The following is a 21,836-nucleotide window of genomic DNA, read 5'->3' as shown; positions in this document are numbered from 1 at the left end:
CTTACCCATCGAGAGATGACTATTGAATCGCCGCGCGCGGGTGGTCTACTCGACACGCTTGCCGCGGGGCCGTGATTTGATGCTGAGGTGGTTGCGCTCGCCGAGAAAACTGTCGGTCCGCGTGCATTTCGACGAGCGATTCTATCGGCTCCGCTACCCCGATGTCGGGGTGGCGGGGGCCGATCCCTTCGCGCACTACATGTCCTTCGGCTGGAAGGAGGGGCGGGACCCGTCGCCCTCCTTCCCGACCCTCCTCTACAAGGACAAGCATCTCGGCCCGACGCCGCGGACCAACCCGCTCGCCCATTACGCGGCGCGGCCCGAGGCGGAGCGGCAGCGGGCGGTCGCGTTCTCGGCCGAGGAGGCGGTCGCGATCCAGGCCCGCGTCGTCCGGGACCATTTCGACGAGGCCTTCTACAGGGACGCGGCGCGCCTCGATGCCGGGGCGGACGCCCTCACGCATTATCTCACGGTCGGATGGCGGGAGGGGTACGAACCGGCGCCCGGCTTCTCGTCGGCCGCGCATGCGGGCAAGCACCGCCACATCGCGGCGACGGGCCTGTGCCCCTTCTACCACTTCGTGTCCACCTACGGCCTGCTCGATCACCCGGAGCCGCTCGAGGCCGCCCTGGCCTGCGGCGCGAGCGGAGGGAGGGCACGGGTGTCCCGCCCCGTCGTCCTCAGCACCATCGCGCAGGAATTCGACCGCGCCTCCTACCTGACCCGGTACGCGGATGTGCGGCAATCGGGCATCGACCCGGTCGAGCACTACGTGGATTTCGGCTGGAAGGAGGGCCGCGATCCCAGCGAGTGGTTCTGGACGGGCTTTTATCGGGAGGAGCAGGCCCCGCACCTCGGCGACGCGGTGAACCCCTTCTACCACTACCTGACGGAGGGGCGGCCGGCGGGGTTGCTGCCGAACCCCTTCGGCTGCGGCGAATGGCCGCCTCTGGAGGCGCCCCGCGCGGATGAGTGGGATGCGGCGCGGCCGGCCGCCGACCTTGCGGCGGCCGAGGTCGTCGTGATCGTCCCGGTCTACAAGGGACGGGCCGAAACCCTGCGGGCGATCCACGCCGTCCTGTCGAGCCGCCAAACCACGTCCTTCGCCCTCGTCGTGGTGGACGATTGCGGGCCGGAGCCCCAGCTGCGCGCCGCCCTGCAGGCCCTGGCGGCGAGGAAGTTCCTGATCCTCGTCGAGAACGCGGAGAATCTCGGCTTCGTGCGCTCGGTCAACCGGGGCATCGCGGCGAGCGGCGACCGCGACGTGATCCTGCTCAATTCCGACGCCGTGCCGTCCGGCGACTGGATCGACCGCCTGCGGGCCCATGCCCGCGCCAACCCGGACGCGGCGACCCTGACCCCCCTCTCCAACAATGCCACCATCTGCAGCTACCCGCAGGCCAACATCGACAACCGCCTCGCCCTCGAGATCGGCCCGGCCGAGATCGACGCCTGCGCGCGCGCCTGCAACCCGGGCCGCGCCGTCGAGGTGCCGACCGGGGTCGGCTTCTGCTTCTACATCCGCGGCGAGGCGCTCGCGCGGATCGGTCCCTTCGACGCGGAGACCTTCGGGCACGGCTACGGCGAGGAGAACGACTTCTGCATGCGGGCCAAGCAGGCCGGCTACCGCAACCTGCTCGTCCAGGACGTCTTCGTGTACCACGCGGGCGGCGTGTCCTTCTCGACCGCCTACATCGACAACGCGCCGCGCATCGAGCGGCGGCTGAGCCTCAAGCACCCCGACTATTTCGGGGCCGTGCAGCGCTTCATCGCGGCGGATCCCGGCCGCGAGGGGCGGATGCGCCTCGATCTCTACCGCATCGCCCGGCAGGCCGGCCCGCGCGCGGCCCTGTTCGTCACCCACGAGAGGGGCGGCGGGATCGAGACCCACGTCCGGGACGCGGCCGCGCGCCTCGCGGGCGAGGGCGTCCCGGTCGTGCTGCTGCGCGTGGCGGGGCACTCCACGGTCAAGGTGGAATTCGCGCCCGAGAGCCGCCGCGCCGTCCTGACCTGCTCCTGCGACGCCATCCACGTGCTGCGGCACGCGGCCTCCCTCGAGAGCTTCCTCGGATGGCTGCAGCCGCTCTTCGTCCACGTCCATTCCCTGGTCGGGCTGGAGTGGCGCGCGACCCGCCGCCTGATGGAGATCCTCGCTCCCCTCCCGCGCCGCTACGTGACGCTCCACGACTACTCGCCCGTCTGTCACCGCAACGACCTCGTGACGAGGCTCGGCACCTATTGCGGCCTGCCCGGGGTCGAGACCTGCCGCGGCTGCTTGGCGGCCGACCACGACGATCCCGATTGCGTCGACCCCGACGAGCGCCGGAGCGCCTACGCGGCCTTCGTGGCGGGGGCCGAGGCGGTCTTCGCCCCTTCCCGGGACATCGCCGCCCGGATCGGGCCGCTCCTGCCCGGGGCGCGGATCGCGCTGCGCCCCCACGCCGAGACCCTGACGCCCCGCCCGCTCCCCGCCCTGCGCCGGGGCGAGGTGCTGCGCGTGGCGGTCGTCGGCGCGATCGGGCCGCACAAGGGAGTCGCCCTGCTCCACAGCCTGGGGCTCGACGCCAGGCTGCGGGATCTGCAGATCCGCTACGCGGTCGTCGGCTACACCTCCATGACGGACCGGCTGTCGGAGATCGGCGTCACCGAGACCGGACGCTACCGCTCGCCCGACGAGGCCATGGACCTCCTCGAGGCGGAAGGGGCAGACGTCGTGCTAATCCCGTCGATCTGGCCGGAAACCTACTGCTACGCGCTCTCCATCGCGCTCGCGGCCGGCCTGCCGCCGCTCGTCTTCGATCTCGGAGCTCCGGCCGAGCGCCTGCGGGCCCGCCAGGAGGGGCTGCTGCTCGATCCCGCGCTGATCGAGCGGCCGCAGGAGGTCAACGACAGGCTGCTCGACCTGCCGCTCGCCGAGCTCTACGCGCGCCGCCGGCCCTACCCGTCCCTGTCGTACGGGTCGATGCTCACGGAGTATTACGGCCTGAAAGCCGAGGAGGTCTCCCCGGCGCAGCCGTCCCGCGGGGCCGCGCGCCGGGCGTGATCCGCCCCCGCCGGTCGGCCCGGGCGGGGCCGATCACGCGTCCTGCTTGTCCCGCGCGGGCATCTCGGGGCCGACCTGCGCCACCTTCAACCCGGCCGCCATCGCCTGCAGGCGGGTCTGGGCGTCCTCCGGCTGGATCACGCCCGCCGACATCACCAGCTTGGCCGCGTCGTCGACGCTGATCGGCAGCTCGATCACCTCGCTGCGCGGGAGATAGAAGAAGAAGCCGGTGGTGGGGTTCGGCGCGCAGGGCAGGAACACGCCCACGTAATCCCCGCCCGGCGGCAGGGCCGCCTGCACGTCGCGGCCGGCGGGCGCCGACAGGAACACCACCGACCACGTTCCCTTGACGGGGAACTCCACCAGGCCGACCGTGCGGAACGAGGTGCCGCTGGTGGAGAACAGCGTCTCGAAGACCTGCCGCAGGCCCCGGTAGAGGCCCGAGATCACCGGCGTCCGGGCGAGCAGCACCTCGCCGAACTCCACCACCGAGCGCCCGACGAGGTTCGCCGTGAAGGCGCCGAGCAGCGTGAGCCCCACGAAGGCGATCAGCAGGCCGAGCCCCGGGATGTTGAAGGGCAGGTAATGGTCCGGCAGGTAGGTGGCGGGCACGAGCGGCTTGACCCAGCCGTCGATCAGGCTGATGCACCACCACGTGATGTAGATCGTGATCGCCAGCGGCCCGGCGACGATGACGCCGGTGAAGAAGTAGTTCCGCAGGCGGCCCCGGACGCTGACCCGCTTGCGGGCGGCGGGTTCGGGCTCGTGGATCAACGGCGACGGATCCTGCACGCTCTCGCCCTCACCAGCGCAGGCGCCCCCTGCCCGCGCACAGGTAACGGTTTGCTGCGCTGCGCTCAAGGCAGGCCCCCATGCGGCAACGACAGGATGCGGCCGCCCTGCGCGGCCTGATCGCCGGCGCGCTCGCCGATCCCCGCACGGGCTGGAGCCTCGGCGCCTACGGGGCGGCGATCCTCGTCCCGCCGGGGGCCCGCCCCCTGCCCGGCCGCCTCGCCGCCGTGGCGCCCGGAGGGGCGCTCGCCTTCGGGGATCCCGGCGCGCTGCGCGCCTTCGCGTACGAGACGGCGCTCGGCGGGGGCGCCTGGAGCCACGCCGTCGCGCTCTGCCTGCCGGCCGAATCCTGCCCGACCGGCCTGCCCGACCGGGTGACGGCGCTCGGCCCGGATCGCGCCGCCGCGCGGCCGGAGGATCGCGACGGCGAATTGTTCGACCTCGGTCTCGGCCTGCGGGCCGCGCGCCTGTGCCTGCGGGCGCGGGACGGGGCGGCGCTCGCGGCCCTGCGCGCCGCGCGCGGGCGGGCGCCGTCCGAGGCGGTGCTCGCGGCCCTGCTGGCCCTGCCCTGCGACCGCGTCGTGCTGGCCGGGGGGCACCGGGCGGAGGCCTTGCACCGGGGGAGGCCTTGCACCGGGGGAGGCCCGGCCCGGGGAGGATGCCGGGCCGCGGCTGCAGATCCTGCCGAAGCTGCTGCGCCAGCGGCGCAGCCACGCGGCGACCGCCCCGATCCCGGCCGGGCTGGTGCCAATCGGGTCGCTCCAGCCGCCCCACCCGCTCGCCGGGGGCGGGTTCGACGCCGCCCGCCACCGCGCCTTCCAGGCGCTCCTCGCCGCGTTCGGCGATCCCGACCTCCTCGCCCTGAAGCGGCGCGTCCTCGCCGGCGAGGCGGTCCCGCCGCCGGCCACCCGCGCCGGGAGGGGATCCCTGCGGGTCGCGCAGGCGCAGGCCCGCTGGCGCGACGGGCCGGGACCGGCTTAGGCCGCCAGGCCCGGTTTCCCGGCGCGCGACGAGTCTCGAGAATGGCGGGAGCGGCGCGGGACGGCCCAAAAAAGAGGCCGCCCACGAGGAGCGGCCCGAAGTCTAGGGAGGAAACGCCCATCGAGGGCAGCGGGGCCGCGACGCCAACGCGTCCCCGCGGGTTCCTCCCTAGCCCGGAAGCTTCCGCCCAAAAGTGCGGGAGCGCACATCGGCGCGGTCCCGGCCTCCTGCGCCGAAGCCGGGCGGGATCGCCTCGCGCCCTTCCGCTCAGGGCGCCGGCTGGCAGGTCTCGCAGTAGAAGGTCGAGCGGCCCGCCTGCACGATCCGCCGCACCCTGCCCCGGCAGCCCCGCGCCGTGCAGGCGAGCCCCTCCCGGTCGTAGACGCGGAACCGGTGCTGGAAGGCCCCCTGGGTGCCGTCCGTGTGCGCGTAGTCGCGCAACGTCGAGCCGCCGGCCGCGACGGCCTCGGTCAGCACGTCGCGGATCACCTGGGCGAGGCGGGCGGCGGCGCGGGTGGGCCGGCCCGCCGCGTCGGCCAGGGTGCCGGCCGCGGCCTCGGGATGCAGCCGGGCGCGGTGCAGCGCCTCGCAGACGTAGATGTTGCCGAGGCCGGCGATCAGCCGCTGGTCGAGGAGCGCGGCCTTGAGGGGCGTGCGCCGGCCCCGGAACAGCCGCGCCACCGCCTCGCCCGAGAGGTCGCTGCCGAGCGGCTCGATCCCCATCCCGGCGAAGTGGCGGCAGGTCTCCAGCTCCGCCCGCCGCACGAGGTCCATGAAGCCGAAGCGGCGCACGTCGTTGTAGGTCACCCGCGCCCCGTTCGAGAGCGCGAAGACGACGTGGTCGTGCTTGGCCTGGCCCGGGGCGCCTTCGAGGTAGAACTCGCCCGGGGAGAGCTGGCGCCCGTCCGGGAACACGACGTCGAAGCGCCCGCTCATGCCCAGATGCATGATCAGCGCGTCGCCCGAGGAGAGGTCGGCCACGAGGTACTTGGCGCGCCGCGACAGGGCCTCGACCCGCTGGCCGGTGAGGCGCGCGGCGAAGCGCGCGGGCAGCGGAAAGCGCAGGTCGGGGCGGGCGAGGTGGACCGTCGTGAAGCGCGCGCCGACGAGGGCGGGTTCGAGGCCCCGGCGCACGGTCTCGACTTCGGGCAGTTCGGGCATGACGGGTGCGGCGCGCGGCTCTCGGAGGGACAGGTTGCCGGCAGATGAGGTCTCGCGGCCGCGAAGGCCATGCGGCCCGTCGTCCGGGCAATCCGCCGGCGGGCTGCGCGCCGCCGGCGCCCGGCAGGGCAGAACGGACCGAAAATCCGGCGTCGCCCCCGTTCGTCGGAAGTAGTTCCTACATTGTGCGTCATGTTTTCCTAGGGTCATGGCCCCGCAAGTCGCGCTTCGCGCGCCGCACATACGGGTTTTTTACGGTGTTCGGCGATCAGGAACGGCGCGCGTCGCGCACCGGGCGGCAACGCTCGGCGCGATCGACCGGCACGGCCCGGAACGGCACCGCCCTTTGGGAGAATCGCCATGATGAATGCGATCGTCGCCAGCAGGTCCACGGCCCTTCTGCTTCTGCGGCCGCCCGCCACCCCCGGGACGGCCCCGCCGCGCCCCGGCGCGCGGGAAGGCCGCCTCTCGGAGGGACCCGCCCGTGTCGATGCCGGCGCAGCCAGCCAGGCGCTGTTCAGCGTCAACACCGTGACGCCCGAGAAGCAGGTGATCCGCCTGCTCGAACGCGCCGGCGCGGTGTTCGGCCTCGACCGCTCGCGCTACGCGTCGCTGACGGATTTCGCCTCGGCGATCAAGGCTGAGTTCAACGCCCTGCTGGCGAAGCCGGCCGACGAGGAGAAGGTCGTCGCGATCGGCAAGCGGCTGTCGCTCGACGCCGACACGGTCGCGCTGCTGAAGCAGCAGAAGGACCCCAAGATGATCGTCGACCTGATCGAGAAGCATCTGGGGTTGGACCAGCTCGGTGTGAGCTTCGCGACGTTGCTCAATGCCGGGCTGGACCCGCGCAGCGCCGAGGCCGAAACGCTGCGCAAGGCGCTGGAGGCGGTGAGGGAGCGCAACGGTGAGACGGCACCGGCCGGGCGGGGCGCGATCCGCCGGGACCGGGACGGGACCTATGCGCCGGACGCGGCCGGCCCGGCCGAGCCGCGCCCCTGAATCACGCGACTGCGCGGCGCCTGAGCGCGGCGCCTGAGCGAAGACGACATCCGCATGGCCGAAATGGGAGAGGGCGAAGCCATCAACAGGATGCCGGATGAAGGGCCGCGCGAAGAACCGCACCCCCGCCCGCCCGGCCCCGGATGGCGCGAACCCCGCGCCTTCGCTATGGAGGCGGCGCGAGGAGGACCCCGATGGCCGACGAGACCAGCACCGATTTCGGCTTCTCGCGCGTCCCCCTCGGCGACAAGCAGGGGCGCGTCAACGAGGTCTTCCGCTCCGTCGCCAAGCGCTACGACCTGATGAACGACCTGATGTCGGGCGGGCTGCACCGGGCCTGGAAGAGCGCGCTGATCTCGACCCTGCGCCCCTCGCGCCAGCGGCCGTTCCGGCTCCTCGACGTGGCGGGCGGGACCGGCGACATCGCCTTCCGGGCCCTCGACGCGGGCGGGCCGGACACGCAGGTGACGGTCCTCGACATCAACGACGCGATGCTCTCGGTGGGGCGCGAGCGGGCCGGCGGGCGCTTCGAGGGGCGGATCGCCTTCGTCGCCGGCAACGCCGAGGCCCTGCCCCTGCCCGACGATGCCTTCGACGCCTACACGATCGCCTTCGGGATCCGGAACGTGCCGCGCATCCCGCTGGCGCTCGCCGAGGCCTTCCGGGTGCTCAAGCCCGGCGGGCGCTTCCTGTGCCTCGAATTCTCCCGCGTGGACGTGCCGGGCCTCGACCGGATCTACGACGCCTACTCGTTCCGGGTGATCCCGCGCATCGGCGAGCTCGTGGCGGGGGACAGGGAATCCTACCGCTACCTCGTCGAGTCGATCCGCCGCTTCCCGACGCCCGGCGCCTTCGCGCGCATGATCGAGGAGGCGGGCTTCTCCCGGGTCACGCATCGGCCGCTCTCGGGCGGGATCTGCGCCATCCATTCGGGCTGGAAGATCGCGTGACGGACCCCGCATCGCGAGGCCGCCGGTCGTGCTGAGCGCGGTCTTCCACCTCCTGCGCGGCGTCGAGGTCGGCTGGGTGCTGGCGCGCGAGGGCGCGCTCGCCTTCGTGGACGCGGCCGCCCTCCCCCCGCACCTGCGCGCCTTCCTGCGGCTCGGCCGGCGGCTGGAGCGCCGCGGCCTCGGGCCGACCGCCCGGCTTCCGACCGCGCTCACGCGGCTCGGCCCCTCCTACGTCAAGTTCGGCCAGTTCCTGGCGACGCGCCCCGACATCGTCGGGGTCGCGGCCGCCCGCGACCTCGAACGCCTGCAGGACCGGGTGCCGCCCTTCCCGCAGGAGGTGGCGGTGGCGACCATCGAGGAGACGCTGGGTCAGCGGGTCGGCGCCCTCTTCCTCTCCCTCAGCCCGCCCATCGCGGCGGCCTCGATCGCGCAGGTGCACCGGGCCCGCATCCGCGAGCCCGGCGGGGCCGAGCGCACCATCGCCGTGAAGGTGATGCGGCCGGGCGTGCGCGAGCGCTTCGCCCGCGACATCCAGGCCATGCGCTTCATGGCGCGGGTGGTCGAGATCCTGCGCCCCGAGGCCGAGCGCCTGCGCCCCCGGGAGGTGGTGGAGACCCTCGCCCGCTCGGTCGCCATGGAGATGGACCTGCGGCTCGAAGCCGCCGCGCTCTCGGAATTCGCCGAGAACATCAAGGGCGACGAGGATTTCCGGGTGCCGCGGCCGATCTGGGAGCTCACCGGCCGCGACGTGCTGGCGAGCGAATGGATCGACGGCATCCGCCTCAACGACCGCGCCGCGATCGTGGCGGCCGGGCACGACACCGCGGCGCTCGGGCGCACGGTGATCCAGTCCTTCCTGCGCCACGCGATCCGGGACGGCTTCTTCCACGCCGACATGCATCCCGGGAACCTGTTCGTGGACCCGATGGGCCGGCTCGCCGCGGTCGATTTCGGCATCATGGGCCGGCTCGGCATCAAGGAGCGGCGCTTCCTGGCCGAGATCCTGCTCGGCTTCATCCTGCGCGACTACCGGCGCGTGGCCGAGGTGCATTTCGAGGCCGGCTACGTGCCCTCCCACCACTCGGTCGACGATTTCGCCCAGGCGATCCGGGCGATCGGCGAGCCGATCCACCAGCGCCGGGCCGACGAGATCTCGATGGCCAAGGTGCTCACCCTGCTCTTCGACGTCACCGCCCTGTTCGACATGAGCACCCGCACCGAGCTGGTGATGCTCCAGAAGACCATGGTGGTGGTGGAGGGCGTGGCGCGCTCCCTCGACCCGCGCCTCGACATGTGGACCACCGCCGAGCCGGTGGTGCGCACCTGGCTCGCCCGGAATCTCGGGCCGATCGGCCGGATCGAGCAGGCGGGCCGCGCCGCCCTGACCCTCGCGGACGTGCTGGCCGACGCCCCCGACCTGTCCCAGCGCCTCAAGCGCCTGCTGATCCGCCTCGACGAGGAGGCGCCGCGCGAGGGCGCGAAGCTCGAGCGGAAGCTGCGGGCCGAGACGCGGCGGGCCGTCTGGTCTACTCTCGGGCTCTGGGCCATCGCGGGCGCGGTCCTCCTCCTCGCCCTGCACTGACCCCCACGAGACTCCGGGAGACGCGCCCGATGCCAGCACGCCAGCGGCGGACCACGGGTCGCGCCCTCCTCGCCCCGCTCGCCGCCCTCGCCCTCGCCGGGGCGGCCCGGGCGGAGGAGCCCGTCCTCACCGACGGCAAGGTCAAGCTCGCGGTCCTCACCGACATGTCGAGCGTCTACGCCGATTCGACCGGCCGCGGCTCGCTCATCGCGGCCGAGATGGCGGTGCGGGATTTCGGCGGCACGATCGGCGGAAGGCCGATCGAGGTGGTCTCCGCCGATCACCAGAACAAGCCGGATGTCGGCTCGAACATCGCCCGGCAATGGTACGACCGGGACGGCGTCGACGTGATCCTCGACGTGCCGACCTCCTCGGTGGCGCTCGCGGTCCAGCAGATCGCCAGGGAGAAGGGCAGGATCCTGATCGTGTCCGGGGGCGGCACCTCGGACCTGACCGGGCCGGCCTGCTCGCCGACCGGCCTGCACTGGACCTACGACACCTACGCGCTGTCCCACGTCTCGGGCCAGGCGGCGGTGAAGCGGGGCCTCGACACCTGGGCCTTCGTGACGGCGGATTACGCCTTCGGCCACGCCCTGGAGCGGGACGGCGCCGCCGAGGTGAAGCGCTCCGGCGGCAAGGTGCTGTCGACCGTGCGGGCGCCCTTCGCCACCGCCGACTTCTCGTCCTTCCTGATCCAGGCGCAGGGATCGGGGGCCAAGCTCGTCGCCTTCGCCAATGCGGGCGGCGACACGGTCAACGCGATCAAGCAGGCGCACGAATTCGGCATCGTCCAGGGCGGGCAGACCCTGCTCGCCCTCCTCATCAACATCGACGACGTGCACAGCCTCGGCATCGACGTGGCGCAGGGGCTCCTCCTGACCACGGCCTTCTACTGGGACCGGGACGAGGCGACCCGCGCCTTCGCGACGCGCTTCAAGCAGGCCTACGGGCTGATGCCGACCATGCATCAGGCGGGGGTCTACTCGGCGGTCACCCATTACCTGAAGGCCGTGCGGGAGGCCGGCACCGACGACGCCCTCAAGGTCGTCGCCAAGATGCGGGAGATGCCGGTGGACGACATGTTCGCGAGGGGCGGCCGGGTGCGCGAGGACGGGCGCATGGTCCACGACATGTACCTGATGCAGGTGAAGACGCCGCAGGAATCGAAGGGCGAGTGGGACCTCTACAAGCTCCTGGCGACGGTCCCCGGCGACGAGGCCTTCCGGCCCCTGGCCGAGGGGGGCTGCCCGCTGGTGAAGGCGGCGCGGTGAGCGCCCGCGACCGCGCGCCGTGAACCGAAGCTGGCCCGGCGGCGCCTTCCGGCCCTCGCCCGGGTCGCCATCCTCGCCACTCCGCTCATCCGCCATCCGGTTGATGGCTTCGCCATCTCCCATCTCGGCCATGCGGATGTCGGCGTCGCTCAGGCGCCGCGCAGGCGCGTGATCCGGGATCCGCTTCGATCGAGCGGATCCCGGATCATTCCGTCGAACCGGCGCATGCAGCCGGTCCTCGCGGAGGCGCGGGGCGCCCCGCCCGTTCTCACCGGTGGAGCAGCCCACCGCCTTCGCGCGCGTCGTCACCCTGCGCTCGGCCTCGGCCTGCCGGACGGGTTGCTGGCGCGGGCGGACGAGGTCATCGAGGAGGCGCCGGGCGCGCCGCCGCCCGCCGGATCCGACTGCCCACGAGGCCCCCATGCTCCCCGAGGATTCCCTGCTTCCCGGCGATTCCGTGCCCCTCCCCCTCGCGAACCGCCGGGTGCTGCTCGTGATCGGGGGCGGCATCGCGGCCTACAAGTCCCTCGACCTGATCCGGCGCCTGCGCGCGCGCGGCGCCGCCGTGCGCTGCGTGCTGACGCAGGGCGCGCAGGGCTTCGTGACGCCGCTGGCGGCGGGCGCCCTCTCGGGCGAGCGGGTCCATACCGACCTGTTCGACCGGGACGACGAGGCCGATATCGGCCACATCAAGCTTGCCCGGCAGGCCGATGCGGTAGTGGTGGCGCCCGCCACCGCCAACCTGATGGCCCGGATGGCGGGCGGCCACGCGGACGACCTCGCCGCGACGGTGCTGCTCGCCACCACCCTGCCGATCCTGATCGCGCCGGCCATGAACGTGCGGATGTGGCTGCACCCGGCGACGCAGCGCAACCTCGCCACCCTGCGCGCCGACGGCGTCGCGGTGGTGGGCCCGAACGAGGGCGCCATGGCGGAGGCCGAGACCGGCCCCGGCCGCATGGCCGAGCCCGACGAGATCGCCGAGGCGCTGGTGGCGCTGCTGGCGCGCCGCGCCGGCAACCCCCTCGCGAATCCGCCGGCGGGGGCGCTGGCGGGGCGGCACGTCCTCGTCACCTCGGGCCCGACCCACGAGCCGATCGACCCGGTCCGCTACATCGCCAACCGCTCCTCGGGCAAGCAGGGCCACGCCATCGCGGCCGCGGCCGCGGCGGCGGGCGCCCGGGTGACGCTGGTCTCCGGTCCGGTCGCCCTCCCGGACCCGAAGGGGGTCACGGTGGTCAGGGTCGAGACCGCGCGCGCGATGCTCGCCGCCGTGGAGGCGGCCCTGCCCGCCGACATCGCGATCTTCGCCGCCGCCGTCGCCGATTGGCGCCCGGCCGCGGAGACCGGCGAGAAGATCAAGAAGGGGCCGGGCGGTCCTCCGGGCATCGCCCTCGTGGAGAATCCCGACATCCTCGCCACCATCGCGCGGAGGGCGCAGGGTCGCCCGCCCCTGGTGGTCGGCTTCGCCGCCGAGACCCGCGAGGTGGTCGCCCATGCCCGCGCCAAGATCGCCCGCAAGGGCTGCGACCTCATCGTCGCCAACGACGTCTCGGCGGGGACGGGCGTGATGGGCGGGGACCGCAACACGATCCTGCTGATCGGCCGCGACGGCGCGGTCGAGACCTGGCCGACCCTGGCCAAGGACGAGGTCGCCCGGCGCCTCGTCGCGCATCTGGCGGAGCTGCGGGCGGGCACCTGAGGGCTGATCCGGGGCGGCGCCGCAGCCCCGGCGCCGCCCGCGCCGGGGAGGATGCGCGGCTGATCCGGGATCCGCTTCGAGCAAGCGGATCCCAAGCCCGCGCGGCGCCTGAGCGACGCCGACATCCGCATGGCCGGAACGGGAGAGGGCGAAGCCATCAACCGGATGGCGTATCAGTCGCCGCAGGCGGCGCACTCGTCCGGAGCGGCGCCGCGCACCAGCAGACTGGAAACGGTCAGCGGCAGCATGTCGTGAAGCTGATGCAGGCCGATCAGAACGGGCGAGAACGGGGCGACCTGCGCCATCGCCGCGGCCTGAAGATCAGGCATCAGATGGGCGCCGAACTGGCGCCGCGAACTGACGATGCCGTTCACCTGATCGGCGCCGAAATGCGAGGCCATGGCGTCCCAGGCCTTGCTGAAACTCTGCGATGTTACGCGGATTCACCGGGCTCTCGCGCCGGCAGCGGCGCGCAGCGGTCCCATCATCTTTGTGGAGCGAGCGGCGCAATCCGGCACCGCCGCCACGGTGCCGGCCTGCGGCGGATGCGCCGTGCTCGGCCATCGTCCCGACGCGGGCCGCGGCCCATCCCGGCGGCCCGGGACGGATCCGGGAGGCGGAGCCCGACCCCCTCACCCTCCGGCCGGGGCGGCACGGCCGAAGGCGGGTGGCGGGCGCGGCGGCGAAGCCGCCCGCGGCCGTGCCGAAACGGTGCACTATACCGCAGGAGTCGATCCTTGGCGGGCGAGAGACCAGCTCTAGAATTCCGGTCTCCCCCGGTCGGAGGTTCCGATGCCCGTGCTGCTCGTGGTGGCGCTCGTCTGCGCCTCAACGCTCGATGCCAAGGATTGCACCCGCGACACCGCGCAGGACGTGATGACGGCGCCCGCGCATTCGCCCCAGGAATGCATGCTGATGGGTCCCACGATGGCGGCCCATGCCGGCCGCAGCCCGGACGCCACCACCTACGTCAAGACGCTCTGCGAGCGGCGCCCCTGAGGGCCCCCTACTCGGCCGCGAACAGCCCCGCCGGAGGCTCGGCCGCCCCCTTCGGGCCGCCCGGCGCCGCCTTGGGGTCGCTTGGCGCCGCCTTGGGGTCGCCTGGCGCCGCCTTGGGGTCGCCCGGGCCGGTCTCGCAGCCGAGGCCCGGGATCGCCACGATCCGGTTGCCGCGGAAATCGGTCCGGCAGACGACGGCACCGCGGCTCTCCACGAAGGCGAGGAGCCGCCGCGCCCGGCCGGGCGAGCGGGAGCCGATCGCCCGCGCCAGGGCCTCGTCCGAGGGGCACGGCGCCCCGGCGCGGGCCGCGCGGGCGAGGAGCAGGAACAGCCCCTGCACCTCCTCCGGCAGGCCCGCGCAGGCGTCGAGCACCGCATCCGCCTCGGCCTCCCGCCCGCCCTCCTCGAGCCCCGCCCGCGCTACCGCGAGCCGGCGCCGGAAAGCCGGCAGGTCGAGGGGCGCCCCGACCCGGCGCATGCGGCAGCGCACCAGGAAATCCTGGTAGAGCACCGCGACCGTGTGGTGCCCGGCATCCGGGTCGGCGGCGATCTCGCGCAGGATCGCCGCGAGGGCCGCCTCCCGCTCCTCCGGGCCGAGGGCGGGCTGCTCCTCGGGCTCCGGCGGCAGGGGCCGGGCCTGGGCGAGCTGCTGCAGCAGGTCGACCGGCGAGGGCCGCGGGGCGGCCGGGCGGGGCGCCGGCATCCGCGGCGGCTCGTCGGCGGCGGGGGTCAGGATGAGGTCGCGCAGGTCCTCGGCCGCGGGGGCGGGCAGCGGCACGAGCTTGGGGCTCGTCGAGCGCGGCGCGGTCGCGACCGGGCCGATGCGCAGGGTCAGCGGGCGCTTCGACAGGGCCGGCCCGAGCGCCACGAAGGAGCCGCGCTCCAGGTCGCGAAAACTCTCGGCCTGGCGCCGCTCCAGGCCGAGCAGGTCGGCGGCGCGGGCCATGTCGATGTCGAGGAAGGTGCGGCCCATCAGGAAGTTCGAGGCTTCCGCGGCGACGTTCTTGGCGAGCTTGGCGAGGCGCTGGGTGGCGATGACCCCGGCGAGGCCCCGCTTGCGGCCGCGGCACATCAGGTTGGTCATGGCGCCGAGCGACGCCTTGCGGGCCTCGTCCGAGACCTCGCCGGCGGCGGCCGGGGCGAAGAGCTGCGCCTCGTCGACGACGACGAGCACCGGGTACCAATGGTCGCGCTCGGCGTCGAACAGGCCGCCCAGGAAGGCGGCGGCGGCCCGCATCTGCGCCTCGACGTCGAGGCTCTCCAGGGTCAGCACCACCGAGACCCGGTGGGCGCGCACCCGCGCGGCGATGCGCTGCAGATCCGCCTCCCCGTGCGCCCCGTCGACCACCACGTGGCCGAAGCGGTCGGCCAGGGTGACGAAGTCGCCCTCCGGATCGATCACGACCTGCTGGACATGGGCGGCGCTCTGCTCCAGCAGGCGGCGCAGCAGGTGCGACTTGCCCGAGCCCGAATTGCCCTGGACGAGGAGGCGGGTGGCGAGGAGTTCCTCCAGATCGAGGGCGGCGGCCTGGTGGCCGGCCGCCACGCCCATCTCCACGCTGATCGTCATCACGGCTCCGCACTCACCCGAACCGGGGTTCTAACACGGGCGGGCCGGGCCGCGATCCGCGCCCGCGGGCCGGGTCCACAGGACTCCGCGGGGAGGAATCAGACGCCGTGCGGACGATCACGTCCGGCCGGACGATCACGTCCGGAATGCGGATGACAAGCCCGCGCGGCGCCTGAGCGAAGCCGAAATATCCGAGTGTCACGCGACACCGAAGGCCGCGGTCGCGAAGGAGATGAAGCTGCGCAGGCGTGGCGTCATGCGCCGGTCACGGTGGTAGAGAAGCCACATCGGTCTGTCACCCAGCCGCCACTCCGGGAACAGCCGGACAAGGCAGCCGGTCTCCATATCGCGCCGCACGAGGATCTCCGGCTGCATGATGATGCCGAGGCCCGCGCGCGCCGCTGCGCGGACTGCCTGGCCGCTGTTCACGGTGATCATGCGTGGAGGTGTCACCGCTCTCTCGTCGTCACCCCTCGCGAATGTCCACGGCGAACGCGCCGAAGGCGTGAAAGCGATGGCTTCATGGCCTTCCAGGTCGTCCGGATGGATCGGCGTTCCTCGGCGGGCGAGGTAGTCGGGCGCGGCGCAGACCACCATGCGATAGGGCGCCAGAGGTCTGGCGATCATGGCGCTGTCCTGGATCGCGCCGATGCGGAAGGCGAGATCGAAGCCTTCCTCGACGAGATCGACATTGCGATCCGACAGGGTGATGTCGAGTTCCACATCGGGTGCGGTCAGTCGATAGCCGCCAAGTGCCGGCATCAGCGCCTCTGCGCCGAAGGTGGTGGGCGCCGTGATCCGCAATCGACCCTGTACCCGCGTCTGCTGAAGCTCCGCGGCCTCTTGGGCAAGCGCGATGCGCTCCAGAATGTCGCGGCACTGCTCGACATAGCTCGCCCCGAAATCCGTCAGGCTTTGACGCCGCGTCGTGCGGTTCAGAAGGCGCGTGCCGAGGCGTTCCTCCAGCGCCGCGATCTGCTGTCCGACCATTGCCGGAGATTGCCCCAGCTCCGCCGCAGCGGCGCTCATCGAACCGGCCCGCACCGTCGCAACGAACGCCCGCATGCAGCGCACGATGTCCATTCAATGATATTCCTTCATAATAACCCGATGATTTGCCTCATTATCGTTCAAGCCGGCATCAATTACGACTCCTCGAAAGCCGTCCTCGAAGGAGTTGGATGTGATGCTCACGCGGTTTGCGGGACAAACGGTCGTCGTCACGGGTGCGGGAACCGGCATGGGGCGCGCGGCCGCGATCCGCCTCGCCAGGGAGGGCGCGCGCAGCGTTCTCGTCGGGCGGCGTCTGGAACCCCTCGAAGCGGTCGCTGCCGAGATCGCCGCGGAAGGCGGCTCGGCCTTGCCCGTCGCCTGCGACATCGGCAACCCGGCCGAGGTCGAGGCCATGGTCCGGCAAGCGACGCGCGCCAACGGCCGCATCGACGGCCTTTTCGCGAATGCCGGCGTTCTGGGCGCATTCAAGCCGCTCGCCGAGACGGACGCGACCGACTTCGAAGAGCTTGTCGGCACGAACCTCTTGGGAACCTTCCTCTCGATCAAGCACTCCCTGCCGCATCTTCGAGGCGGCGCCGTTGTGATCAACGCCTCGTGGACCGTCAACAGCGTCATGCCCGGCGCTGGCGCCTACGCGGCAACCAAGGGCGCGTTGATCGCCATGATGCACACGCTCGCCCTGGAGCAGGGGCCGCGCGACGTCCGCGTCAACAGCATCAGCCCCGGCATCATCCTGACGCCGATGGCCGACGCGGTTCTGGATCCGGCCTTCTCAGCCAAGCTGGCCGCCCATGCACCGCTGGGACGAAACGGGACACCCGACGACGTTGCGGGCACCGTCGCGTGGCTCCTCTCCGACGATGCCCGGTTCGTCACGGGTCAGGATATCCTGGTCGATGGCGGCTTCACGCTCGGAGGGCCGCGCCTGTGAGCGAGACCGCGACGGATCGCGGGCGGCATCCGGGAATGCCCCGCGTCGGTGGGTCCTGCTCACTTTGCCTGGATCAGGCGGCGAGCATCACCGATCCGGGGCAGTCGCAGTCCTGTCCCGTGAACGGAACCGACGGTCCCGAGACAAGACCGTTGGTGTCAGGCCGCGGTGAGCGCCCGCGAGTCGGGCCCGAGCCGCGCCAGCATGCGCCGGCGCCAGTCCTCGACCGGATCGTCGGGGTCCAGGAGCGGCCGCGCGCTCACGCCCCGCGCCCACAGGAAGGCGCCCATCACGGCGAAATCCGCGTAGAGCGGCGCCTCGCCGCCCAGATAGGGCTGCTCGCGCAGGCTCACCCGCACGGGCGAGAGCGTGCGCCGCAGCAGCTTCAGCTGCGCCTCCGGGTCGGGGCAGACCGCCTCCAGCGGCTTGCGGAACAGGGCCTCGCGGGTGCGGCGGAAGTAGTCCCGGTCGCGTGGGTCGAGCACCGCCAGGATCTCCGTGAGGAGGAGCGGCGCCAGCGCCGGGTGCAGCACCCCGTCCGTCCAGTGGACGATCACCCGGGTGAGCGCCTGCCCGGCCGGGCCGCCGAACAGGCTCGGGCGGTCCGGATGGGCCTCCTCCAGGTGGGCGGCGATGGCCTGGGACCCGGCCAGGGCGCGCTCGCCGTCGACCAGCACCGGCACCGTCTCGCTGCCCGCGAAGGCGATCGCCTCCTTCTCGGTGAAGCGCCAGGGCCGGCCCGCGAAGGACAGGCCCTTGTGCTCCAGGGCGAGGCGGATGCGCCAGCAGAAGGGCGAGAAGCGCCGGTCCGGATCGGCGCCCGCCAGTTCGTAGAGCGTCGGGTCCATCGCCGCCCTCAGTGCAGCACCAGGGCGGTGAAGGGCGGCACGTAGGCCTGCAGCATGACGAGGCCGCCGACCAGGCAGGCGAGCGCGATCGAGTGCCAGAACACGAAGCGCAGGATCCGGCTCTCCTGGCCGTAATAGCCGGTGGCGGTGGAGGCCACGACGATCGACTGCGCGTCGATCATCTTGCCCATGACGCCGCCGGAGGAATTCGCCGCCGCCATCAGGATGCCCGAGAGGCCGAGCTGCTCGGAGGTGATGCGCTGCAGGCCGCCGAACAGCACGTTCGAGGCCGTGTCCGACCCGGTGAGCGCGACGCCGAGCCAGCCCAGCAGGGTGCCGAAGAACGGGTAGAGCATCCCGGTGCCCGCGAAGGCGAGGCCCAGCGTGGCGTCCACCCCCGCGTAGCGGGTGAGCACGCCGAGCGCCAGCATCGCCGCGATGGTGATCAGCGAGGTGCGCAGCACCCAGATCGTCTCCAGGTAGGCGCGGACCAGCCGGATCGGGCCGAACCCCATGATCAGGCCCGAGATGATCGCCGCGAACAGCACGCCCGTGCCCGTGAAGGACATGTAGGTGAAGAGGAAGACGGCCGCTTCCGGGTGCGCCTTGGCGACCACCGGCGGCACCTTCATCACCATGTTGTGCAGGCCCTCGACCTCGTAGCGCCAGGTGAAGAGCGGGTTGACGAGGCTCTTGAACCAGCCCGTGCCCCAGATCGCCACGATCACCGAGAGGATGATCCAGGGCACCCAGGCCATCATGATCTCGCGCCGGCTCGCGGCGGGCGGGGTCGCGGCGGCCCCCAGGGAGGCGGGGCGGGCGGGCGCGTAGGCCAGGGAATCGTCGTGGGTGCGCAGCGCCGTCGAGGTCCAGATCTCGGACGGGTGCCAGACCTTCAGGAAGGCGACGAGCGCCCCCATCGACACGAGCGAGGCGCCGATGTCGACGATCCAGGGATTCACGTAGTTCGAGATCACGAATTGGGCCGCCGCGAAGGAGGCGCCGCAGACCAGGACCGCCGGCCAGATCTGGGTCATGCCGCGGAAGCCGGCGAAGACCACGATCAGCCAGAACGGCACCAGCAGCGAGAAGAAGGGGAGCTGCCGGCCGATCATCGCCCCGAGGAGGTAGGGGTCGTAGCCGGTCACCGAGGCGAGGCCCTGGATCGGCGCGCCGAGCGCCCCGTAGGCCACCGGCGCCGTGTTGGCGATGAGCGAGAGGCCCGAGGCGGCGAGCGGCGAGAAGCCGAGCCCGATCAGGATCGCCCCCGTCACGGCGACCGGGGTGCCGAAGCCCCCCGCCCCCTCGAAGAAGGCCCCGAACGCGAAGGCGACGAGGAGGAGCTGCAGCCGCCGGTCCGCCGTGATTCCGGCCACCGATTGCTGCAGGGTGGCGAACCAGCCCTTCTCCACCGTGAGCCGGTAGAGGAAGATCACGTTGAGGATGATCCAGCCGATCGGGAACATGCCGGTCACGACGCCCAGGAGGGTGGCGCGGGTCGCGAGGCCCACCGGCATGCCGAACAAGGCCGTCGCCACCACGAAGGCGATGACCAGCGAGATGACGGCGGCGATGTGGGCCTTCACCTTGCCGCTGGCGATCAGCGCGAGCAGGGCCACGACCGGAACCGCCGCCGCGATCGTCGACAGCCAGGCATTCCCGAACGGGTCGTAGACCTGATTCCACATGGCGCATCCTCCTGTTGTGCCTTGGCGCGCGCTTAACAGAGGGTTGCAAACGTCTCAACGCTCCCGGCCCGGTGCGGCCTTACGCCCTTCGGAGGGGGCGCCCGGCGAGATTTTTGCTGCACCGCACTTGCTGCACCCGCGAAGACGGGGCATGTTCCATCCGGTCGGATGGCGACAGGATGGCGCCGATGAGCGGAAGCGTGCAGGAGCTGCGGCCCCGGGCCGGCGACAGCGAGAAGATCACGATCAATCTCGGCTACGTCGATCTCGGGCACGTGGACCTGCTGGTCCGCGACGGGTTCTACGCCAACCGCACCGACTTCATCCGCACGGCGATCCGCAACCAGATCGACCGGCACGGCGAGGCGACCCGGCAGGCGATGGCGCGCAAGCGCGTCGAACTCGGCCTGCGGCACTTCGCCCGGGAGGATCTGGAGGCGGCCCGCGACGCGGGGACCCCGCTCGCCATCCGGGTGCTGGGGCTCGCGACCATCGCCTCCGACGTGACGCCCGACCTCGCCCGCGCGGCCATCGCTTCCGTGGAGGTGCTCGGCGCCCTCCATGCCAGCCCCGCCGTCAAGGCGGCCCTGGCCGACCGCATCCGCTGACGGCGGTCCGCCGCCCCTCCGCGCGCCGGGCCCGACCGCCCGGCGCCGGCTCCTCTCGCGTCCTCAAGGACGAGGCTCCCATGCGCAAGAAGATCCTCCCCGGCATGGCCGAGGCGACGCGCCTCACGCGGGCCGGGCGCCTCGGCGAAGCGCTGTCCGTGATCCAGCGGGTGGTCCGCGGCGAGCGCCCCGCTCCGGCCGAACCGGCCCCCGCCGCGCCGGCCGCGAAGGTCAACCCGACGCCCCTGCGCGCCCTGCCGGGCGGCGCGGCGCGCGCCGCCCCGGCCGAGACCGCCGCGTCGGCCCAACCCTCCCAAGCGGTAAAGCCCTCCCCGGCGGCAAAGCCGTCCCCGGCAGTGACGCCGGTCGAGGCGGTCGGGCGCGCCGGACTCCGGCCGGCCGCCCCGGCCTGGACGGCGGGCGCGGCGCCGCGCCCGGCCGCGCCGGAACCCCGCATGATCCCCATGCCCCACCCGGAGGGGCACCGGCCCCTCGCGGAGGGGCTTCGGCCCCTCGCGGAGGGGCTGCGCCCTCTCCCGCAGGGGCTGCGCGAGATCGCCCGGGAGATCGGCCGCAAGGTCGCCCCGCTCCTCGACGGGCTGGTCGAGCCGGCCCCGGACGCGGAGGTGGCCGGCGAGGCGGGACCCGGGGAGTTCCTGTCGCGCCACTACGCCAACGCGGCGGGCCAGCGCGCCTACAAGCTCTACGTGCCGGGCGCCTACAGGGGCCGGGCGGTGCCGCTCGTGGTGATGCTGCACGGCTGCACCCAGTCGCCCGACGATTTCGCGGCCGGCACCGGCATGAACCGGATCGCCGATGCCGAGACCTTCCTGGTCGCCTACCCGGCCCAGACCGCCGCGGCCAACCACGCCCGCTGCTGGAACTGGTTCAACAGCGCCGACCAGCGCCGCGACCACGGCGAGGCCTCGCTGATCGCCGGGATCGCCCGGGCGGTGATGGAGGATTACGCGGTCGATCCCCGGCGGGTCTACGTGGCGGGCCTGTCGGCGGGCGGCGCCGCGGCGGCGAACCTGGCGGCGGCCTATCCGGACCTGTTCGCGGCGGTGGGCATCCATTCGGGGCTCTGCGCCGGGGCGGCGAGCGGCCTGCCGGCGGCCATGCGGGCGATGCGGGAGGGCGCGGAGGCGTCGTCCCGGCCGGAGCGGGTGCTGCCCACCATCGTGTTCCACGGCGACCAGGACACGACCGTGCATCCGCGCAACGGCGCGGCGATCATCGCGGCGACGGGCGGCACCCTGCTGCGCGAGGAGGCCGGCGTGGCGCCGAACGGGCGGGCATGGCGGCGCAGCGTCCTGGCGGACGAGAGCGGCCGCCCGCGCTTCGAGCACTGGGTCGTGCAGGGCAGCGGCCACGCGTGGTCGGGGGGCGACGCCGCCGCGAGCTACACCGACCCAAGCGGCCCGGACGCCTCCCGGGAGATGTGGCGCTTCTTCCTGGAGAACCCGAAGCCGCGGCGATAGGGGCCCGCTCGGGCGGCGGCCTTGGCACAGGTGAGCGGGGCGCCCGCCGCCCCGCGAAGGCGCGGATCGCCGCGACCACGCCGCCGAGCATCAGCACCGCCCCCGCGGTCTCGGCCGGGGCCGGTGCGCCGTGCTCGCCCGCCTCTGCGCCGCGAAGACGATCCCGTCGAGGTCGGGCGGGCCGCCCCGCCGGTGCAGCGACCGGCTGGAGCGGCC

18 protein-coding genes and 1 pseudogene are annotated in these 21,836 nt (G+C 73.0%); 12 read left to right on the top strand and 7 right to left on the bottom strand.

All coding sequences use genetic code 11. The features are described 5' to 3' along the window. The first annotated feature begins 79 nt into the window (after nucleotides 1-79). Nucleotides 80-3,043, top strand: a complete 2,964-nt coding sequence (locus QA634_RS31600; RefSeq protein ID WP_012335901.1) for a glycosyltransferase — start codon at nucleotides 80-82, stop codon at nucleotides 3,041-3,043. Nucleotides 3,044-3,076: 33 nt separating this feature from the next. Here the strand turns inward: QA634_RS31600 and QA634_RS31595 are convergent, their stop codons facing one another. Next, entirely contained in the window at nucleotides 3,077-3,835 is a 759-nt protein-coding gene (locus QA634_RS31595) for a DUF502 domain-containing protein (RefSeq protein WP_012335900.1), read from the bottom strand. An 80-nt stretch (nucleotides 3,836-3,915) separates the two neighbouring features. Here QA634_RS31595 and QA634_RS36010 point away from each other — a divergent pair. Together QA634_RS36010 and QA634_RS31590 are read left to right on the top strand one after the other, a co-directional pair. Beyond that, nucleotides 3,916-4,431: pseudogene (locus QA634_RS36010) on the top strand (DUF6925 family protein); the annotation flags it as partial. A gap of 76 nt (nucleotides 4,432-4,507) precedes the next feature. Further along, on the top strand, nucleotides 4,508-4,816 hold the full coding sequence (locus tag QA634_RS31590; protein WP_445928394.1) for a DUF6925 family protein: 309 nt from the start codon (nucleotides 4,508-4,510) through the stop codon (nucleotides 4,814-4,816). A 267-nt stretch (nucleotides 4,817-5,083) separates the two neighbouring features. Here QA634_RS31590 and mutM read toward each other — a convergent pair whose 3' ends face one another. Further along, nucleotides 5,084-5,977, bottom strand: coding sequence for a bifunctional DNA-formamidopyrimidine glycosylase/DNA-(apurinic or apyrimidinic site) lyase (gene mutM / locus QA634_RS31585; protein WP_012335898.1), 894 nt, complete (start codon nucleotides 5,975-5,977; stop codon nucleotides 5,084-5,086). A 549-nt stretch (nucleotides 5,978-6,526) separates the two neighbouring features. Here mutM and QA634_RS31580 point away from each other — a divergent pair. The 5 genes from QA634_RS31580 to coaBC all read left to right on the top strand — a co-directional run bounded on the left by QA634_RS31580 (nucleotide 6,527) and on the right by coaBC (nucleotide 12,481). Beyond that, the gene (locus tag QA634_RS31580) at nucleotides 6,527-6,976 is read left to right on the top strand and encodes a hypothetical protein (RefSeq protein ID WP_283027046.1); all 450 of its coding nucleotides are present in this window, start codon (nucleotides 6,527-6,529) and stop codon (nucleotides 6,974-6,976) included. A gap of 194 nt (nucleotides 6,977-7,170) precedes the next feature. Continuing rightward, a complete protein-coding gene (ubiE, locus tag QA634_RS31575) occupies nucleotides 7,171-7,926 on the top strand; it encodes a bifunctional demethylmenaquinone methyltransferase/2-methoxy-6-polyprenyl-1,4-benzoquinol methylase UbiE (protein WP_012335896.1) in 756 nt (251 codons plus the stop codon). Between the two features lie 28 nt (nucleotides 7,927-7,954). Next, complete coding sequence (gene ubiB, locus QA634_RS31570; protein ID WP_012335895.1) at nucleotides 7,955-9,508, top strand: 2-polyprenylphenol 6-hydroxylase; 1,554 nt, start codon at nucleotides 7,955-7,957, stop codon at nucleotides 9,506-9,508. Between the two features lie 29 nt (nucleotides 9,509-9,537). Beyond that, a complete protein-coding gene (locus tag QA634_RS31565) occupies nucleotides 9,538-10,779 on the top strand; it encodes an ABC transporter substrate-binding protein (RefSeq protein WP_012335894.1) in 1,242 nt (413 codons plus the stop codon). A 421-nt stretch (nucleotides 10,780-11,200) separates the two neighbouring features. Next, the gene (coaBC, locus tag QA634_RS31560) at nucleotides 11,201-12,481 is read left to right on the top strand and encodes a bifunctional phosphopantothenoylcysteine decarboxylase/phosphopantothenate--cysteine ligase CoaBC (protein ID WP_012335893.1); all 1,281 of its coding nucleotides are present in this window, start codon (nucleotides 11,201-11,203) and stop codon (nucleotides 12,479-12,481) included. Between the two features lie 173 nt (nucleotides 12,482-12,654). Here coaBC and QA634_RS31555 read toward each other — a convergent pair whose 3' ends face one another. Further along, nucleotides 12,655-12,882: a hypothetical protein gene (locus QA634_RS31555; protein ID WP_043701794.1), complete on the bottom strand. Its 228-nt coding sequence runs from the start codon at nucleotides 12,880-12,882 to the stop codon at nucleotides 12,655-12,657. Nucleotides 12,883-13,273: 391 nt separating this feature from the next. Here QA634_RS31555 and QA634_RS31550 point away from each other — a divergent pair, with 391 nt between their 5' ends. Beyond that, the gene (locus tag QA634_RS31550) at nucleotides 13,274-13,480 is read left to right on the top strand and encodes a hypothetical protein (protein WP_012335892.1); all 207 of its coding nucleotides are present in this window, start codon (nucleotides 13,274-13,276) and stop codon (nucleotides 13,478-13,480) included. 7 nt (nucleotides 13,481-13,487) lie between these two features. Here QA634_RS31550 and QA634_RS31545 read toward each other — a convergent pair whose 3' ends face one another. Together QA634_RS31545 and QA634_RS31540 are read right to left on the bottom strand one after the other, a co-directional pair. Beyond that, nucleotides 13,488-15,050 (bottom strand): ATP-binding protein, encoded by a 1,563-nt coding sequence (locus QA634_RS31545; protein WP_012335891.1) that lies wholly within the window; start codon nucleotides 15,048-15,050, stop codon nucleotides 13,488-13,490. Between the two features lie 198 nt (nucleotides 15,051-15,248). Beyond that, complete coding sequence (locus QA634_RS31540; protein ID WP_012335890.1) at nucleotides 15,249-16,133, bottom strand: LysR family transcriptional regulator; 885 nt, start codon at nucleotides 16,131-16,133, stop codon at nucleotides 15,249-15,251. A 103-nt stretch (nucleotides 16,134-16,236) separates the two neighbouring features. Between QA634_RS31540 and QA634_RS31535 the strand changes: the two genes are divergently transcribed. Beyond that, a complete protein-coding gene (locus QA634_RS31535; protein ID WP_012335889.1) occupies nucleotides 16,237-16,995 on the top strand; it encodes an SDR family NAD(P)-dependent oxidoreductase in 759 nt (252 codons plus the stop codon). A gap of 158 nt (nucleotides 16,996-17,153) precedes the next feature. Here QA634_RS31535 and QA634_RS31530 read toward each other — a convergent pair whose 3' ends face one another. Further along, on the bottom strand, nucleotides 17,154-17,843 hold the full coding sequence (locus QA634_RS31530; protein WP_012335888.1) for a glutathione S-transferase N-terminal domain-containing protein: 690 nt from the start codon (nucleotides 17,841-17,843) through the stop codon (nucleotides 17,154-17,156). Nucleotides 17,844-17,851: 8 nt separating this feature from the next. Beyond that, nucleotides 17,852-19,531 carry an L-lactate permease gene (locus QA634_RS31525; RefSeq protein ID WP_012335887.1) on the bottom strand — a complete coding sequence of 560 codons (1,680 nt, stop codon included), beginning with the start codon at nucleotides 19,529-19,531 and terminating at the stop codon, nucleotides 17,852-17,854. A gap of 188 nt (nucleotides 19,532-19,719) precedes the next feature. Between QA634_RS31525 and QA634_RS31520 the strand changes: the two genes are divergently transcribed. Together QA634_RS31520 and QA634_RS31515 are read left to right on the top strand one after the other, a co-directional pair. Further along, a complete protein-coding gene (locus tag QA634_RS31520; RefSeq protein ID WP_026191034.1) occupies nucleotides 19,720-20,139 on the top strand; it encodes a hypothetical protein in 420 nt (139 codons plus the stop codon). An 80-nt stretch (nucleotides 20,140-20,219) separates the two neighbouring features. Next, nucleotides 20,220-21,620: an extracellular catalytic domain type 1 short-chain-length polyhydroxyalkanoate depolymerase gene (locus QA634_RS31515; protein WP_012335885.1), complete on the top strand. Its 1,401-nt coding sequence runs from the start codon at nucleotides 20,220-20,222 to the stop codon at nucleotides 21,618-21,620. The last annotated feature ends 216 nt before the right edge of the window (nucleotides 21,621-21,836 follow it).

The organism is Methylobacterium sp. CB376, from assembly GCF_029714205.1.
Taxonomy (GTDB): domain Bacteria; phylum Pseudomonadota; class Alphaproteobacteria; order Rhizobiales; family Beijerinckiaceae; genus Methylobacterium.
Note: the sequence above shows the minus strand (reverse complement) of the source record. Positions and strands in the feature narration are given on the sequence as shown.

What these genes read in the sequence shown, in the direction of transcription:
- QA634_RS31515 (WP_012335885.1), top strand. Translation starts at nt 20,220, where the DNA reads ATGCGCAAGAAGATCCTCCCCGGCATGGCCGAGGCGACGCGCCTCACG.
- QA634_RS31530 (WP_012335888.1), bottom strand. Translation starts at nt 17,843, where the DNA reads ATGGACCCGACGCTCTACGAACTGGCGGGCGCCGATCCGGACCGGCGC.
- ubiE (WP_012335896.1), top strand. Translation starts at nt 7,171, where the DNA reads ATGGCCGACGAGACCAGCACCGATTTCGGCTTCTCGCGCGTCCCCCTC.
- QA634_RS31555 (WP_043701794.1), bottom strand. Translation starts at nt 12,882, where the DNA reads ATGGCCTCGCATTTCGGCGCCGATCAGGTGAACGGCATCGTCAGTTCG.
- QA634_RS31535 (WP_012335889.1), top strand. Translation starts at nt 16,237, where the DNA reads ATGCTCACGCGGTTTGCGGGACAAACGGTCGTCGTCACGGGTGCGGGA.
- QA634_RS31520 (WP_026191034.1), top strand. Translation starts at nt 19,720, where the DNA reads ATGAGCGGAAGCGTGCAGGAGCTGCGGCCCCGGGCCGGCGACAGCGAG.
- mutM (WP_012335898.1), bottom strand. Translation starts at nt 5,977, where the DNA reads ATGCCCGAACTGCCCGAAGTCGAGACCGTGCGCCGGGGCCTCGAACCC.
- coaBC (WP_012335893.1), top strand. Translation starts at nt 11,201, where the DNA reads ATGCTCCCCGAGGATTCCCTGCTTCCCGGCGATTCCGTGCCCCTCCCC.
- QA634_RS31525 (WP_012335887.1), bottom strand. Translation starts at nt 19,531, where the DNA reads ATGTGGAATCAGGTCTACGACCCGTTCGGGAATGCCTGGCTGTCGACG.
- QA634_RS31600 (WP_012335901.1), top strand. Translation starts at nt 80, where the DNA reads ATGCTGAGGTGGTTGCGCTCGCCGAGAAAACTGTCGGTCCGCGTGCAT.
- QA634_RS31540 (WP_012335890.1), bottom strand. Translation starts at nt 16,133, where the DNA reads ATGGACATCGTGCGCTGCATGCGGGCGTTCGTTGCGACGGTGCGGGCC.
- QA634_RS31550 (WP_012335892.1), top strand. Translation starts at nt 13,274, where the DNA reads ATGCCCGTGCTGCTCGTGGTGGCGCTCGTCTGCGCCTCAACGCTCGAT.
- QA634_RS31545 (WP_012335891.1), bottom strand. Translation starts at nt 15,050, where the DNA reads ATGACGATCAGCGTGGAGATGGGCGTGGCGGCCGGCCACCAGGCCGCC.
- QA634_RS31565 (WP_012335894.1), top strand. Translation starts at nt 9,538, where the DNA reads ATGCCAGCACGCCAGCGGCGGACCACGGGTCGCGCCCTCCTCGCCCCG.